We start from the raw sequence: 17,105 nt of genomic DNA, 5'->3' as shown, positions 1-17,105 counted from the left end.
ATTTGCTAAAATTTGCTAAAATAGGCGGCACTTTTATCCAAGGCGCAACTCATGACCCAAATTAGTAATCAAGAAATTGAAAAAACCCTACGCAACTCAGAGTGCCTTATCAGCAGTATCGAAGTAGCCGCTGCTTATGAGCGCCTTGCAGCGCAGCTCAACCTACATTATGTGGGTTTAAACCCAATCGTTATGGTCGTTATGAACGGTGGCCTTATCCCAGCCGGTCAATTGCTTACTCACCTTACTTTCTATCATCGCATGCATTATATCCATGCCTCACGCTATCGTGATAACGAAGGTACCAGTGAGCTTGATTGGAAATTTAAGCCTGATGTTAACATCGAGGGCGAACACGTTTTATTGATTGATGATATTTTTGACGAAGGCATCACTCTAAAAGCCATTGTTGAAGAACTGGGTAAAGAAAAGCCATTGTCTATCGAGTCTTGCGTCCTACTCAATAAGCAACACGATCGTAAAGTTGAAGGGTTTGACGTTGATTTTGTGGGTATTGATGTTGCAGACCGTTATGTTTATGGTTGTGGTATGGATTTTCATGGCTACTTGCGCCATCTGCCTGGTATCTATGCAATCAAAGAAGGCAAAATTTAAGTCTTATACTTTAAATGCTTAAAAATATTTGAGTTCTAAAAAAGCATCCAAATTGGATGCTTTTTTATTGCTTATATTTTATAACTCATACAATGCTCGTATTTTTCCTGTAGGTAGTATGCCTGTATCAGTAACCGTGAAGAAATAATCGAGCTGCCAAGTCTGAGTTTTTACAGCAGTATTACTGGTTGGCTTATCCCAGCTAGGATACATCCTCATACCCATCTTACCTTTTGTAAAATGAGACTGAAGAATATTATGCTTAAGCAAGACATACTTCGGAAAAACAAACTGACCAAATGTATGATTGTCTTTAAATGTCGTGATTACTAACAAGTCTGGTGACTGATCATATTGGAAAGGTTGATTAATGCCTTTAGAATCCTTTTCCCAAAAGGTAACGAACTGCCCTATTTTGGTAGTTGTTTGCTTAGCCACTCTACCTCTAGCTGTTTTAATAGCCGACCGAGAGGATAAGGTAAATAATCCTGCTGCGTATTCAGAGTTTTGTACTTCCTGTTTAATTGAGGATACAATGAATTGGTGAGGCTCATAAATGATTTCATTGATATGATCTAGCACACTATCAAAGGTATGCAACTTTAACCCTCCTTTTATACATCTTGTACTTTCATGTCCTGTAATACTTATCTATTAAAGCTTAGAAAACTGTAATGCCAAGCCCGTATGGCGCTCAGTTGGTGTTTTGACAGCGCGTTCGAAAGCTTGCTTGGTACTATAAATGGTCACTTGCTTCTTAGCACGAGTCACTGCTGTATAGATAAGCTCTTTGCTCAATAATCTTGCATGACTATTATCAAAAGTAATAGCCACATGATCAAACTCAGACCCTTGCGATTTATGAATGGTCATGGCATACGCGGTGGCGATGACTTCTTCATTCAGTAAATTGACCGCAATTCCCTGTGTTTTATTCTCAAAAAACACTTCTAGTCGGCTTCTTTCATCGCCAGTTTGCAAGCAAAAGCCAATGTCACCATTAAACAATCCTAGTTCATAGTTGTTTTGTAGAACCATGACAGGTCGACCATGGAACCATGTGTTTTGACCCAACGGTAGTTTTAGTTCAGCCAGATGCCACTGGGTGAGATAGTTATTAATATAATGATCGCCCCACTCACCATTATGGCCAGCACTCAAAACTCTAAATTTATTAAATGTTTCCACTAATTGAGCTACAGTACTTTTTACTGATTCTGGCATGGATTTTTCGATTGGATTTTCTAGTAAATTTTGAATTTTACTTACGTATGTATGATAACTTTTGGTTATTCTTGAGAATAAATTTTTATTGCTTAGGCTATTTTTTCTTTGATTATCTGATATAGACTCTGCTTGTAGCGTATTCACATACTGAAAGCTCAACGCTTCATCTTGTTTTAACAAATTCCAAATGGCCTGAGTATCTACCTCTGCTTTATTGATTTGCGAGGCCAGCTTGCCGATACCTGAATCGGTGCTAAATCGGCGGCTTTCTGTTAGCTCTGCATGAATAGATTGCAGTAGTGGAATACGGCATAGATCAGCCAGTACAGCCCCTGCATCTACCGCTGCTAGCTGGTTCGCATCGCCTAATAGTATCAACCTTGCACCTGGCTTTACCGCACTCACAAGATAGTTGGCCAACTCGACCCCGAGCATCGATGCTTCGTCAACGATGATAATATCTTCACCTAATGGATTATCCGCATTGTAACGAGGTCTACCTGTTCGGCCGATACCTAGCAGACGATGAATGGTTTTTGCTTCTTGCAACTGTAGCTCAACATCTGCTGCATCTAAAGCCGCCTGCAGAGACTCTTGCATTCGCTGGGCGGCCTTACCAGTCGGTGCTGCCAAGGCTAGACTAGCGCTGTCTGTGCTAAATCTAATGTTCTCAAGATCATCGCCCCTACTCTCTGTCGCTTGCTGCAGCGCAATGACCAATTGAGCCACGGTGTATGTTTTACCTGTCCCTGGGCCACCAGTAATAATACTAAATGCATTATTATTAGCGACATTAATAGCCTTCACTTGGTGCTCATGAAGATTTTCAGGTATTGCTATCTGTAAAGGGCTTACTTGCTGACTCAAGATATTGTTGATATTTTTTCCTAAATTAAACTCTGCTTGCCAAGCACGGTGTAACCAAAAGGTGAGCGATATTTTTGTTTCATTATCTGTTTCGATTTTTTGCACTTGGTATATGATAGGTCTGTTTTTACTTAGGCTATTTTCAACACTACTAGTGTCTACATTAACGTCAGAAAATAACGTATGCTCGTGAATTGACTGAAGGAAAGTCGTTAAGTCCGTGTTTTTTAGGCGCTGATATAGCATAGCAATCGTATCAAACCGTTTGACCATCATCTCTTTTTCATGATTGCTAAGTGCTAGCTGCGCCCATAGCTGAGCTCGTTTACTAAACAAGGCATCTAATGAGCCAAATAATGGTGGCTCGATTGAAGAGTCATCTTTTGATGGCGCGTCTATTTGAGCGTCCATCAATGCGAGTATTGGCGTTGCCATCATCTCTAATAAGTTCTGCTGCCACGCATATAGTGCGACCAACTCACCATTAATTTGACCTTGTAGCGGCGTGTCATGCTCAGCTGCCTCAATGGTCAATACGGTATGGCCCTCTTCCAAATGAGTGGCCAACATAACGAATAAAGCCGTAAATAAGCCGTTATCCTCTGTCTTACCGATATGTTTACTCTCAGCCTCTACCTTTATATCTGTCACGTTATATGCTACATGCGTTTGCTGACGGCGTAGCAAAATATAATCACTGAGATTACTTGCCCAGCTCTCTTGTAAGCTAATGGCTGACTTGCTCTTGTTGTTATTACTCATCGTGTGCTGGTCTCTTTTTGATCTGATTAAATGTTATAACAATATTTGCCCATTTAATTGTCATATTAAGTTTATTAATCTGGCGTGCCAAATAGTGCATCTAAACCTTTGATAAAGTCGATGGGAATATCCCAAGTGACCAATCCATAGCAGTTATGATTCTCTAAATTGTTACTGCTAGGCTTATTATTATCTTGAGATATAGTGTCAGCGATTTTAGCATTCGGATCATACACACCGCGTAAAAACACATATTCTACAGCGCCCAAGTACTTATCTTCGTTACCCGTATAATCACTGATTCTCATGGCAAGGAACCGATGTAAAGCCACTTGGTAAATCGCTGCTTGTAGCCAATACCCTGCCTTAGACATTGCTTTCTTGAGGGTATCTTCGTTGTAATCGCTTAGGCTATTTCCTAAAAAGTTACTCTTATAATCGACCACATAATACTTGCCAGCATGCTCATACACCAAGTCAATCTCACCACGCAAATAACGATATAGATGTGCTTTGTTTTGTGGCACTAGAGTGACGTGTTTATCTGTCTCATCAGGTAAGTACTGTTGAAAAAGCTTACTGATATCCTGTGCTTTAAACCTTTCTGAAAGCCCCATATTGAACTCTAACTCAGCAAATCGCTTACCTTTATTAAGAGATATCAAAGGTTGGTTGGAAGATAATAATGGCGCATGTAGCACTTCTTCGATCCAATTGATTAATGCCTCATGCTTTGTTGTATCTATTGACTCAAGATCAAACCCATCACTATTTCTTTGTTTCTTGCCTTGTGATCTGCGGCTTTGCTGTTCAGCACTACTATATATCAGCGGCAATTGATAGCTACTAATCGCTCTATCAATAACCTGAGACCACTGGGCTTTATTGGTGAAATCAATCTGTTCAAATATCTCATGTAAAAACGTACCGGCATTGGCACCTTTTACAAAGGTAAAACGAATATCATCCTCTGACTTGAGACTGAGTTCACTGTTTTGTTCTCTAAATTCATCGTTATTAAGTAAAGAGATATCCGAAACTGTAGACTCTGTCATATCAATGTCTATCGCATCATCAATACGCTCATCCACTATCGCCATTGCTTGTGTAGATTCATCTAGCTGACGTGCCAAAGCGGTAAAGCTGGTCTTAGCCCAACCATAAAAATAATTGGTTTTCATCACCTCAGAAAATGGCGCGTACTCAATAGCCTCTGTTGTAGGCTTATGAGCACTTGATTTGGTTGCGGCTAGCTGAGCACTGTCATTTACGCCTGCTGAGTTGGCGTAATTATTGTCATAAAACTCATTGACCTTATACCCTCTGAGCATGCCTACGATGCCTTTGAGCCTATCTGGTAGCTCGAACTTTGCTTCTGGCGATTCAAACCAATAAAACATCGGCTTTAGCTCGAACCCTGTCTTGTTACTCGGATCTCGTAACACAACATAAAGCTGCTCACTGGCTCGAGTAAATGCCACATAGCCAAGCCGTCTTATCTCATCAAAACCCTCCTGTGTCTCGATATCGGTATAGTAACCCTCATCCGTGGCAGAGCCTTGCAATGGTGAGAAGCGGCGCTGATTACCCGATTGATTATCTGTCGACTGCTGTAATAACGCTGAGGGCGCTTGTTGCGCGTTGTATAGATACAGCCCATAGTCTTCCTTATTCCCAGATTTCCTACTGGCATCACCCATTCCCAATACATAGACAATAGGGAACTCAAGCCCTTTTGACTTATGAATGGTCATCAGTTGCACGCCAGATTCTGTCGGTAGCGGATATTGCTTAGCCCAATCACTATTAGGCGCTGCATCTATATGCTGCCTGAACCACGCCAGTAGCTCATGCTCACCCATACCGAGGCCGTACTGCGCCAAGATATCCATCACATGACGCAAGTCCATGATATGACGGTCACCTTCTGGATGAGCAGCTAAGGCCTGCCATACGCCTTGCGGCTGCACGGAACTTTTATCTAATAAATAATGTAGCGCCGATAATATGCCAAAGTGCTGCCAACGCTGTGCACCTTCTTTTAGATAGGTAATAAAGTCTTGATAGCTCTTTTTATTATCAGTAGCTTCATTGGCTGGGAGGTCTTTCGAATTAGAGTTTTGTGAATGGAAGCTTGTTGTACTGCTGCCCTCAGTAACGCCTGACTCATGGTCCGTCATCATGGCTTTGATGTTTTTGATACTCAGTCCATATAGGTGACTGGTCAACACCCGATTAATCATGTCATGACGATACGGGTATAGCATGGCACTTAGTAATGCTGCCACATCTTCTGCCATGATAGTCTCAAAGATACTGACGTCACTGGTGGTCAAGGTCGGCACATTAAGTTTTACCAGCTCATCTTCGACTCTTTTCAGATCTTTTTTGGCACGTGCCAGCACCCCAATATCACTCGGCTGTATCGGCTTACCTTTTAGCGTCTGACCACTAGCAAGCAAAGTGGCTATATGGCGAGCTGTTATTTCATGCTCATCGTAATCAAACTCTTTGTCCTTATCATAAGGCAGGTGCAATAAGCTCACTGGCTGAGCAGAAAGCACCTCTGTCACCAGCACATCATCTAGACTATTTGACGCATTAAACCAAGACAGCTCATATTCCGGTTTTGCTGCTTTGATATGCTGGTAATGAATACCAGTTCCTAGTTGCGACAGCTTATTCTCAGCAGTTCTTGCATCAGCCATACCAAACCAACAGTTCAATGCGTTAATCACACCGGCATTTGAACGGCGATTGATATCAAGCGTCCAAATAGTGCTTTTATCAAACTGGGCTTTCATATAGTTATAGTTGGCTACATCGCCACCACGAAACCCATAAATAGCCTGTTTGGGATCACCAACCAATAGCAGAAACTCATGATTGGCTTTCTTAGTGGTTGATTGCTTGTCACTGTTCGACTGTTTACGCTTGTTCTTTGGCAAATAAATGCTTTCAATCATAATGGCTTGCTCGCCATTGATATCTTGCGACTCATCAATCAATGCCACTGGGTAATGATGACGAATATAACGTGCCAACTTATCCCCTTGACGACCAGTTAATGCTTGGTTTAAACGTACCATCTGCAAACTAAAGGTCGTTTCCCCTCGCTCTTCTAAAATAACTGGCAGTCTATTACGCACAGCCAGCACAATATGACGGTTAAGATTGGCTAAGACCAATAAAACATGCTGATTTAAACTGTCTAGCATGTCTAAGATAGCCATTAACTTACTAATGGTCTCTAACTCAAAAAGCGTCTGATGCTCTTTTTCTTTATTCTTATTAAAGTTCTTGATTTTGCCATCTTCATCTGGATATCTGGCATCTTGCAATGATGTCAAAATCTTATTCTCGCTCTCATTTAAATAGCTATTAAATGTCAGCTGATACTCTGATATCTTTTGATGCACTTCAATAATGGCATCAAACTGTTTGGTTAAATTAGAACCACCACGAAATCCTTGAGACTTTCTATAATCAGGATTTAAGTAAGGCTGAATATCGGCTAAATCTAACTGAGAAAACTCATTGATTAGCTTTTCGTATGCCTCAAAATCAAAGCTTTTCTCATGCCTTATCTCGTCAATCGGCGCAGAGATAAACTTAAGCGAGCGCGTCACATACTTTTTATGATCGCCAACTGCAGTCAGCTTACCTTGCTGATCCATTAGCGCGTAAAGTTTAGGCTGCTTATAATACAAACGGCTTTGAAACTGACGCAGCTCATCATGGATAATACTGTCAGTCACCTGTTCAATACTGCTGTCTTCAATAATCCCCATACCCTGCTGGTGACCAGTTTCGCTGCTGTACTCTGTCAGCCACTTTTGCGCCAAGCTATCGAGCGTGCCTACAAATAGCTTATCCAATGTGGTTAGTACCAGTGCCGTACGCCTGATAGCTTCCGCCATGGGGTAACTGTACACGTGATCTAGCAAATAACTGACTAGATGCAAGTTAATAGGATCTTGCATCATGCCATCTAAACGCACATATTTGGCCTGATTAATCAACCAATCCTCACGATCTTTTTTTGCTTGTTTACGTTTCTCTGCCGCCGCTTGCCTATCAGCAGCAAGGTATTGATTTAAATCATCAATATCTGTTTCAACGTTTGCGTCTACGTCTGAATTATTGCCTGCTTTTGTATCTTTATTACCCTCAGGCATGACTTGTAGTATATTGGGATAGAGACTCTCTTTGTTACTAGTATCAGCACTTAGGCTATTAACCCATTGTAATAACTGATAGAAATCTACCAAACGATCGTGGATACGCTGACGCATTTCGGCAGCGGCAGCTCGAGTAAAGGTCGTGGCAATGATTTGCTCTGGTGCACGTCGCGCTTCGATCAGTAGGCGCAGTACAATACCGGTCAACGTCCAAGTTTTGCCAGTACCAGCTGAGGCTTCAATCAGGTGTTTACCCGTCAGATCAACATCAACTGCCGGTATGACATCATTTTTACGTTCAGGCACAGCAGATAAAGTCAGCTCATCTGAATATTCATCAAATAAATTCGGTTGTGTAGACAAGTCAATGGTACTGGTTGGGTCGGTAAAGTCTGTCATATGGGCGCATACTTTTAATTATTATTTATTAAAACAAAATAGCAAAAACTAATTAGAGGCTGTTCTAGATAATGAGCTAACCATCTAAGTTAGTTAACGCATTAAACATCGGCTCATACAGTGGCTGAGCTAATGTAGTCAACGCTGCTGACAAAGCCTTAAACGCATCTTGGTCACGCAGTACGTATTGCCAAATGGCATGCTGCGAGCAAGTATCGTATACCGTATCTGAATTATAGTTAGGTCTTAACCAGTCGGAGAAGTCGGCACGTTTTGGCCAATAGCTATTACCGCCACCTTCTTCAGGCTTTAGATACTTATCAAGGTAATTGAGTGCATATTCTGGTAATAATGTAATAGGTACTTGACCCGTTAACTTGCCAAAAACTGCCCATTTTATCAGCTCAATTACTGCATCTTCATACACGATCGGGCTTAGTTTAAATGCGATTACATCTTTATAGTTACCAACTTGTGAGCTGGCCTTATTGAAGCGCCAAATACTTACTCCATCATTTAATGCCACTTGCTCGGCAGTGGTACGTCTGGCCACTTGCCAATACAAATGTGATAACCAAAACTTGAGCAAATGCCTAGGGCTAGCAGAATTGGGCAGTATATTTAACCATTGCTTAGGCGATTGCTGAGCATAAGGCACGCCTGCCTGAATAACTGATATGGGTGCTGATATTGGTACTGAGCCCTTTATCTTAATGACTTTCGGCAACAGCTTAAACAGTGTTTCTATACCCTCTATATTCGTCTGATTACTTGACTCGTTGTCAGTGCTACTCAGTATATTTTTTAGTTCTATCTGAACAGGATGTTCGGCGGTTGGCGTCAATAGCTGTAATACTGTAGCGACATCTGCTCCACTCTCGTTGAGAATACTGCTCTCATCAAAGCCATTAGCCATTAATTGCTCTTTGAACTCCAAGCATTGCTGTTGTAGTTTTTTTTGTTGATTGGGTAATGTAGTTTGGCGAGCGACACCAGCGGGCATAATTTTTTGATACATCAGGATTGGAGTGGTACTTTCAGCCGCTGCATCACTATCATTCTTCTTAGCCTCATCAGTAACCAACTGTTTAATCAAATGATCTTTGATTTGATAGGTAGTTAAACTGTCTAAGAATAGCGGCTCTTGCTGCGACAGCGCTTCTTCACCTTGTACCACATGTACCTTTTGAGACCGTAAAAATGCTTTGGCAGGATGGCGTACTTGGTAAGCCAACACCCCTTCAATATCAATCTCTCCGATATTAAATATGCTATCAGATAAATTTTGGATGAGCGCCTCGGTCATGCTACTGACATCGCTGGCAGCAACAGCTGTATCTAGCCCCAACAATTCAGCCAATGCAGACAAGGTTTGATTGTCTACTTGACCTAGCTGACCCAAGCCTTGGCCAAGCACCTGAGCGATTGACTGATACTGTGACTTTGTGGGTAGGCCGACCAACTCTTTATGCTCACTAGATACTCGCCCTTTTAATGTGTCAAACACCGCTTGCCAAAGCGGCGCAGGCGGAAACTGTTTTTTCTGAGCCAGTTTGGTTTTGCGCATGGCTGTATTTAATAGAGTATCCAACTCATCAATCATATCGACAGGGCTGGAATCCTGAGCATTGATAGTAATGTTGGCATTAACGTTGGCATTAGCATTGCCATCAATATCAGGAGACGCTTGCTCAAAAATATCATTGCCTTCGATTGCCGTTTCAAACAGACTCTCATGAAAAGGTAGTGCAGGATGCTCAGTCACCAACCACTGCTTAATCAATTTAGGTAAATAGCGCTTGAGACTTTCGGTAGTGGGGTCAATATCCTTAGGCAATGTCTCCAGCGAGTTCACCTGCCACTGCACCTCACCTTGCAAGAACTGCAATAGCTCGCTCACTGGGTTGGCTGGCAAATGCTCATGGGTGTCCGTCAAGCTTTGGCCGTTGTAGAACATCCAGCATGCACTGCGCGCGCACAGTAGCGCATCTAAAAATGCGCCGTTGTCATCATCTTCACTAACTCTGTCACCGCGGCGTGCATTGGTTGCTTTCATCAAATCATAGCGGTTATCACGGTCACGCCCCGGAAACTCAGAGAGATCCATATTGAGCATCACCACCAGCTCAAATGGCACGTTTCTTAGTGCACCGAAACGACCAAAGGTAATTACACCCGTTGGCTCCGCACTGACTTGCTGACTTTCAAGCTCGTTTTCGATACTGTCTAGCATAAAGCTTAGCTTGAGCGGCAACTGCTCCACACCTGCCAGCCTCTGTTCCACTTCTCTGTTGTCGATATCACCACTAGCGTACTGCCTATAGTGACGATTGGCTCTCAAGCTCGACTTAAAGCCATTCATTGCGTTGTAAATGGCGCGCATGGTACGCGTTTGGTCCACGTCGCCAAAGTAGCGATGGATAACTTGTGTCTCAATCTGATCGAGCCAATCTTCCGCTTTCATTTTTTGTGTATGATCATCACGTCGTGCGACCAAGCCGGTATAAATGCGGCAAAGCGCTTCAACAATCAGCGCATCATTTAGGCTCACTTGTGGTAGCGGTAAGGTCATTTCTGGTAAAGCTGTACTTGGCCATTCATCCTCATCTAAAGGATACAAGCAGTCGCTCAACTCAGCCTCTGGCATGACCAGACCTAAGGTCAATCTGTCTAAAGCTTGCGCAAAGCTAAAGCGATAGTCGTAATCATTACTGTCCAACGTTTGCTTAAGATGCAGCTCGTCGAAACCGCGAATAAAGCCCGCCTCTACCAATAAATCACAACCACGGCTCATTTGCTCATGAGTCAGTCCGAAGCTTTCAAATAAAGGCGGTAACATGAGCCAGTCTAAGACTTCAGCCGCTTCAAAACGAGCGCTATGACTACCCAATAGTTTGTAAAAACCGATAATGGCTTCCCATAACTGGCGAATGTCCGCATCAACAACACCAGTCACTTTAGCAGGCAAAGTCAAACCGTCTTGACCCTTACCATTGACGAAAATAGAACCAATCAATGCATGATGACGCTCAACATCGGGTAGCAGCACAACAATGTCAGAGATATGGCGTTTCTTTTCACCCAGTTTGATAGGTTCATTCAACCAACGACCAATCATGATACGCAACACTTCAAGCTGGCGCTGCAAACTATGACACGAATGAATGCTTAGGCTATTATCTTGCGAAGAGATTGCCCAAAAACGGTCTATCTCAAAGCGCTTATTCTCTAACGCTTCATCTTCATACCAAGCCGTTGCTGGCTTAGCTTCATCAAAGCTTGGCTCTAGTTGCTTGCTTACTGCTTGCGAGACTGTAGCGGCTGTTGCTTGCTGGGTCGATTGCTCATCAAGCATCAACACATCGTTCTGTAAACGCCTTAACAAACTTGGACTATTTTGAGTACTACTAGCATCATCAATATACTCAGCAGCAACCTCATCATTGAAACCACTATCAAAATTATCTTGCCATTCAACCAGTGCATCGTCGTACTGCTCATTACCAGACAAGTTAGCAAGCATTGCAAAAGCATCACGCGATTGCTTCCCTAGACGCGACAACAAACTGTGACCATAATCACGCAAGAACACACTTTCAGGGTTAATGATCTGCTGACGCTGTAACCATGATTTATCGACGATATCCGCCCAAAACAGCTTTGATGGATTATAATGTAATAACGTGATATTTATGTATTGCGACAGGCGCTGTAGGAAATCTAGCTCTGTCTGTGGTAGTTGCTGGATGGTAAAAATACGCAATATGGTTGGCAACTGGTCGCGCTCATTCGCCTTGTTATTTTTTAAGGCCGACCAGAACGCACGCTCCAGTGCCACACGGTGTAGATGAACATCAGCAAATAAATGCGACCATAAGAATCGTTGGGCGATTTCTAACTCAACATAATGCTCGACCAACCACTCAGGCGTGCCACGCGCATATTTATCAAAACGCAATGACAGTGCATCTTTATCCGCTATCAACTCATCCACATTCAGCGGTTTATTATGTGACCATAGCGCCAGCCAATCCTCACGATGGGTTAAGTATCGGTTAAACACCCTTGCCAAATCGCTTGCCAGCTGCCAAATACGGGCATCTTGTTGCGCCTTATCCTGTCGCACATTGTCCTGCTGAGCATCTGCCTGCGGTTCATCAATCAAAGACGCCAGTAGTGGATTGACTGGATGTTTCTCATCTGCAACAATCGACTCTTGATAGTAAGTCAAATACCCAAACAATCGCCATTGCATTACCGTTGGTGACAACACCGCCACTTCCGGCACGTTTAGAGTTGTCGCTTCAGGGTTTTGCGCCAGTAAGTACGCATTATGGCGAGTCAATACATCTTGCATCAGCGTCCATTGATACTGACCCCAGAACTTAGTACGCACCAAGGTACTAATGCCAGCGCGACTGGCAATAGTCTTATCCAACCAATCACCCAATACCATTGACGGTACAATGACAATAAAAGGCTCAAAAACAGGCTGATCCTTGGACTGGTATTGTATAAGCAATTGATCTACAAGATTTTCGGTACGGTGCGACTGAATAATAGTGAACATAGACAATAATCTGATTGGAATAAGGGTGAGATACTAAGATTGATAAAAAAGGTTTAACTTATAGATGAGATGTCTGTATCCAATTTCAAAATCTCTATAAAACATTCAGACAAAAATCAATACTCATCAATCCATGTTTGATGGTCGTTACTGTTATGCATTTCTGCTAGCATGAGGGCCATAAACAAAAACAACCATAGTAGCAAATTCTACATATCCATTGATGACGTTGACATGCCGAATTCACTATCAGTGTGCCATTGATGGTTATCGTTTACTAGTGTAGATGCCGACATTATAATAAGCTTGCGACATTTAGTGTCGTTTTATACTATCATTCATATTTACTATGAAATAATTTCATTGCGGTTTTTAAATTGGCCTTTACAACCTGTATATAAATAACACTTTCTATTGACGGGATTACTTAATATTATGCCATTGCGTCCCATTGATGCCATTTTTGTCCACCCAAAACAACGCTTATACGTCGTGTATTATCGCGGTGATTTGTGGCAATTGCCACGTATGAAAATCGATGACAGATCATGGCAGAACAGACGACCCTATAAGGATGATAGTAGCTCACTTTACCTGAGTATTCATCAAGCTATCAGCGATCCTCTACTTGCGCAGAAATTGAGAACGCTAGATCTACCTGTAGCAGTACGTGGTAGCACGTTGCCACGTTTTGAAGCATGGTGGGAGGCACATGGGTTTAAATGGTTAAAAGACAGACTATTAACAGGTGAATCACCATTAGCAGCGCATACTGAGACAGGCGCTATCAACGATGGCGAAACTGACTCTACTGCAACACTAAACAGCAAGTCACCCTCAGTCGATAACAAGAGCGCTGGACAGCAGAGCCGTGTACAAAATAGCGATACTAAAAAAGTATGCAAACAAGATGATAACTTGCAAGCAAAGGATGTGTTTGCTGATATGCTGGCAGACTTGGTAGAGGAAGTGTTATATAAATAGCTTTATATTTAGCAGAAAATCACTCACTATATGCCATTTGAAGATTTAATTAAATCCACTAAAACAAGAACGATAATATATGAAAGACTACAAGCTGCTATTGGCTGGCCTGCTTTTGCTGCTGCTGATTATACTTATCGCTGTCTTTACTTGGCTGTGGAGTAGCAATCGTAAAAACATAGACCCGCTGCCCATTATGGCAAGCGAAAATGAGCCAATGGCTGGGGCAACTGAAAACGATGCTAAAACTACCACCGATAGCACCTTGTATTTGCAAGTAGAGGACAGTTTGCAAACCCCACTAGACCAGGTTATCGCTCGCTTTAAAACCCGCTATCCGCATGTGCAGGTATTGGCAAGCTATGTACCTTCGACAGCGCTTTTGACTTTGCCAGAGGGCGATACTAATGGCACGTCTGTTATCAACAATACCGATATAATTATTGCTGATGATGGCTTGTCAGCCGAGCGACTGTCACCCTTACAAACCCAAATCGACGTCGAGCAAGGCAAGCACAACCAGCGCAAAGCTAAGACTGGTAGTACCGCTCAAGATAACTCTAATAGCGTGAAAGCAAATAAAATTGCGGTAACGGATAATACTGAAGCACGTCGCCTAAATTCTTTCAGCTATGCGTTAAAAGACGAGCATGCGCTTGATGGTGTTATTTTGACACACAACCCTACAGCGATCGGCTTTCGTAACTTTTTACTTTCAAGTGTAGGGCAAGACATATTGAAGAAATATGATTATGAAAACATCAGTGGCTACAAAAACAGCGTAAATGACTTATTTAAACCAACATCACGGGCAAAAAAAGCAACAGGCAACAACCCAGTAGATGTCTCTGATGCGCTGAGCAACAGCGAATAAATTTAAATTGTCTCTATTTGTCTTTTCTTCATTGCTTTTGTACAGGCTTTTTTTTACAATAGCACTCCATAATGCGCCTATAGCTCAACAGGATAGAGCAGTTGCCTCCTAAGCGATCGATCCGAGTTCGAGTCTTGGTGGGCGCACCAACGAATATTATCAGAAGCAATCAAAAGACCCCATAGCCTATACGCTGTGGGGTCTTTTGATTATTTAATATATTACATCCTGGCTTTATATAACTTACGATGTATTTTCATACAGCATTTTAAAGGTATTCTAGCAGGTATCTGAAAATACTGAACCGCTCCGAGTATATCGGAGGCTGATTTACTTGAGTCAGGCAGCGATGCCTAACAGGGTTAAATTATCATAATACCGTTTTTCGAACTCAATTAGTGTTTCGGCTGTATATGTATAGTAGACGAAAAGCTTTTATTTTTAACCACTACACCTTTGGGTGCTAATGGCTCAAAGTCTTGATTAAATATCGCCCCATCTTCTGCAGGGATAATATACTGAGCTATGTAATTAGTGCCTCTGTCATCTTGAATATCAGCAAACGAGGCATAGTATTTGTTGTATTTTCCGGCATCTACAAGCTTACTTTCAACTGGCTTTATAAATTTACCATGAATCAACTCAAGAGGATTAGTAGAACCGTGCTCGCGCGCTATAAACCAATATTTTTTATATGACTCTAAATTAAGGCTTGAAATATCTACCTCAGCCAAATCGATCCAGTTAGCACATTGCTGCTCAAACATTTTCGAACGTAAATCCTCTCCTTCAAGCCAAGCAATAGCCATGTTTGTAGCACGCTTGATTAAATGACCTTCAATCATTGCATTACTACCACCATCGCTAAAATCGATCATTTCTTTAGCAAACTCTAGTGAAAGCTTTTCAACATCCGCCCGATCAAATCTTTTTATCATTTATTTTTATTCCTAAGATTATTTATCGAAACACCCTAAATTTGGTTGGAATCCGCCACGCTACGAAATATATCATCAACTGTTGTCAAGGGTCAAGCAGTAACAATCTTTTGAAAATATTAGTAATGTTCGGGCCTCAAAAATCATCTAAAGGTAGGTCTATGTTGGTTACTTTCTAGCATCACTATGAATAAATAGATTGTTCTTATTTAATATAAGAATCTTTTGAGTTGGTTTTAGTTTAATATTTTTCGTTATATTATATTATATATTGAAAAATATTCATGTTTTTATGAAATGAGTTGAGAGCCAAAGCTTTTAATTTCAAGGCGCTTAGAATCTCAAAATCCATTAAAAATATAAACGCAACTCCTCATTCTCAAAACACAATAAAGCCTTTCAAGCTTTATAGCTTGAAAGGCTTTATCGATCACATGTTTTTATCTAGGTAAGGATCTTAATATGGGGGTTTGAAAAACTACAGCGTAGTTGCAACTAGATTTGATAAGCTTAAGCAGAGTTATGAAAATACGGTCGCTCTCGCTTGTGAGAGGTTATGGTAAATAACTTTAGATAGAAGGATAATCATCCCAAATATAAGACACTTACCTAATAGAGTTAAGCGGTGTATCACTCTTTGAGCCGGTAGTGAGAAGTCAATTGTCTTTTAATAGATGGTATACGCTAGATGGCGTATTCAATCATAGCCAAATAGTAAATCCGGCCAAGATTGAATAATTCACTGAAATCTACATAGCTTTGAGACTATGTGACTTAAAAATTGATTTAGGAATGTAAAATGACACTACCCAGTTCGGCTGATCAACGATTTCACTTATTTTTAGCTGTCCGGCTACGCTGCACAGGGCATAAGCTAACTCTTCGTCCATATCAGCTTTTTTATTCAGCCGATCAATCATGAAGCGAACAGCATTTTTCGCACCTTCCATAAGGTCTGGACCCACTCCCGTGGTAACAATATACCCCTCATTATGGTTATCGCTGGCAACAGCGGGCATATCAAACATGGGAGCAGGAATACTATCGCCCTTATGCAGTCTGATTGTCGCTGTAGCTGCCATCCGCGTTTCAACCGCAGTGCCACATACCTCCCCATCCCCCTGGCATGCATGTGTATCGCCAATGCTAAGAAGGCCGCCTGGCACCTGAACTGGTAAGTAGAGCTTAGACCCCTTTACTAGATCGCGAATATCTAGATTTCCGCCACATATGCGCGGAGGAACAATGGAGTGCGCACCAGGCTCAGCAGGTGCTAATCCGATAGTCCCTGCAAATGGTCGGAAAGGAATAACGACATCGTCATGAAAATATACTGATTCATTATCATACTCTGAAATTTTCAACCATGGCTTTGTAAACTCTTCAGACAGCAAACCAAAACTAGGTATTATTCCTGTCCATCCCCAGCCACCAGGTTCGAAATCTAAAAGCTCAATTTCGATAACGTCACCTGGTTCAGAATCTTCAATAAATAGCGGGCCACAGACAGGATTTAGAGCATCCATAGGCAATCGAGTAAGAATCTCAGCCTTACTGTCACGAGTAATCAACCCTCCGCTAGCATCGAGAATATCGAATCGTCGGGTATCACCGGAACTTATAGTTTCAACAGGCTTAAGATCATGATCAAAACAATGATGAACATCATGAATCGTCTTGAATTTCAT

9 protein-coding genes, 1 tRNA gene and 1 pseudogene are annotated in these 17,105 nt (G+C 41.9%); 5 read left to right on the top strand and 6 right to left on the bottom strand.

The features are described 5' to 3' along the window. Positions 1 to 51: 51 nt before the first annotated feature. Positions 52 to 615, top strand: coding sequence for a hypoxanthine-guanine phosphoribosyltransferase (locus tag J5X94_RS00525; protein WP_189582132.1), 564 nt, complete (start codon positions 52 to 54; stop codon positions 613 to 615). A gap of 78 nt (positions 616 to 693) precedes the next feature. Here the strand turns inward: J5X94_RS00525 and J5X94_RS00520 are convergent, their stop codons facing one another. From J5X94_RS00520 to J5X94_RS00505, 4 genes are all read right to left on the bottom strand, one after another. Next, entirely contained in the window at positions 694 to 1,215 is a 522-nt protein-coding gene (locus J5X94_RS00520; RefSeq protein ID WP_210539281.1) for a MepB family protein, read from the bottom strand. 54 nt (positions 1,216 to 1,269) lie between these two features. Continuing rightward, positions 1,270 to 3,471 (bottom strand): exodeoxyribonuclease V subunit alpha, encoded by a 2,202-nt coding sequence (gene recD, locus J5X94_RS00515; protein WP_210539280.1) that lies wholly within the window; start codon positions 3,469 to 3,471, stop codon positions 1,270 to 1,272. 74 nt (positions 3,472 to 3,545) lie between these two features. Beyond that, positions 3,546 to 8,051 (bottom strand): UvrD-helicase domain-containing protein, encoded by a 4,506-nt coding sequence (locus J5X94_RS00510; protein WP_210539279.1) that lies wholly within the window; start codon positions 8,049 to 8,051, stop codon positions 3,546 to 3,548. Positions 8,052 to 8,127: 76 nt separating this feature from the next. Continuing rightward, entirely contained in the window at positions 8,128 to 12,621 is a 4,494-nt protein-coding gene (locus tag J5X94_RS00505; RefSeq protein ID WP_210539278.1) for an exodeoxyribonuclease V subunit gamma, read from the bottom strand. 435 nt (positions 12,622 to 13,056) lie between these two features. On the opposite strand from J5X94_RS00505, the gene J5X94_RS00500 reads away from it, so the two are divergent. From J5X94_RS00500 to J5X94_RS00490, 3 genes are all read left to right on the top strand, one after another. Continuing rightward, positions 13,057 to 13,605: a hypothetical protein gene (locus tag J5X94_RS00500; RefSeq protein ID WP_210539277.1), complete on the top strand. Its 549-nt coding sequence runs from the start codon at positions 13,057 to 13,059 to the stop codon at positions 13,603 to 13,605. A 79-nt stretch (positions 13,606 to 13,684) separates the two neighbouring features. Beyond that, positions 13,685 to 14,479, top strand: coding sequence for a hypothetical protein (locus J5X94_RS00495; RefSeq protein ID WP_210539276.1), 795 nt, complete (start codon positions 13,685 to 13,687; stop codon positions 14,477 to 14,479). A gap of 73 nt (positions 14,480 to 14,552) precedes the next feature. After that, a tRNA-Arg gene (locus J5X94_RS00490) sits at positions 14,553 to 14,628 on the top strand. A gap of 246 nt (positions 14,629 to 14,874) precedes the next feature. Here J5X94_RS00490 and J5X94_RS00485 read toward each other — a convergent pair. Further along, positions 14,875 to 15,417: a hypothetical protein gene (locus J5X94_RS00485; RefSeq protein ID WP_210539275.1), complete on the bottom strand. Its 543-nt coding sequence runs from the start codon at positions 15,415 to 15,417 to the stop codon at positions 14,875 to 14,877. A gap of 461 nt (positions 15,418 to 15,878) precedes the next feature. Here J5X94_RS00485 and J5X94_RS00480 point away from each other — a divergent pair. After that, positions 15,879 to 15,980, top strand: a pseudogene (locus J5X94_RS00480) (IS5/IS1182 family transposase); the annotation flags it as partial. Between the two features lie 186 nt (positions 15,981 to 16,166). Here J5X94_RS00480 and J5X94_RS00475 read toward each other — a convergent pair. Next, entirely contained in the window at positions 16,167 to 17,105 is a 939-nt protein-coding gene (locus tag J5X94_RS00475) for an acetamidase/formamidase family protein (RefSeq protein WP_210539274.1), read from the bottom strand.

Origin of the sequence: Psychrobacter sp. K31L, assembly GCF_017942195.1 — a bacterium.
Classification (GTDB): Bacteria; Pseudomonadota; Gammaproteobacteria; order Pseudomonadales; family Moraxellaceae; genus Psychrobacter; species Psychrobacter glaciei.
This window is presented reverse-complemented; position numbering and strand designations above follow the sequence as displayed.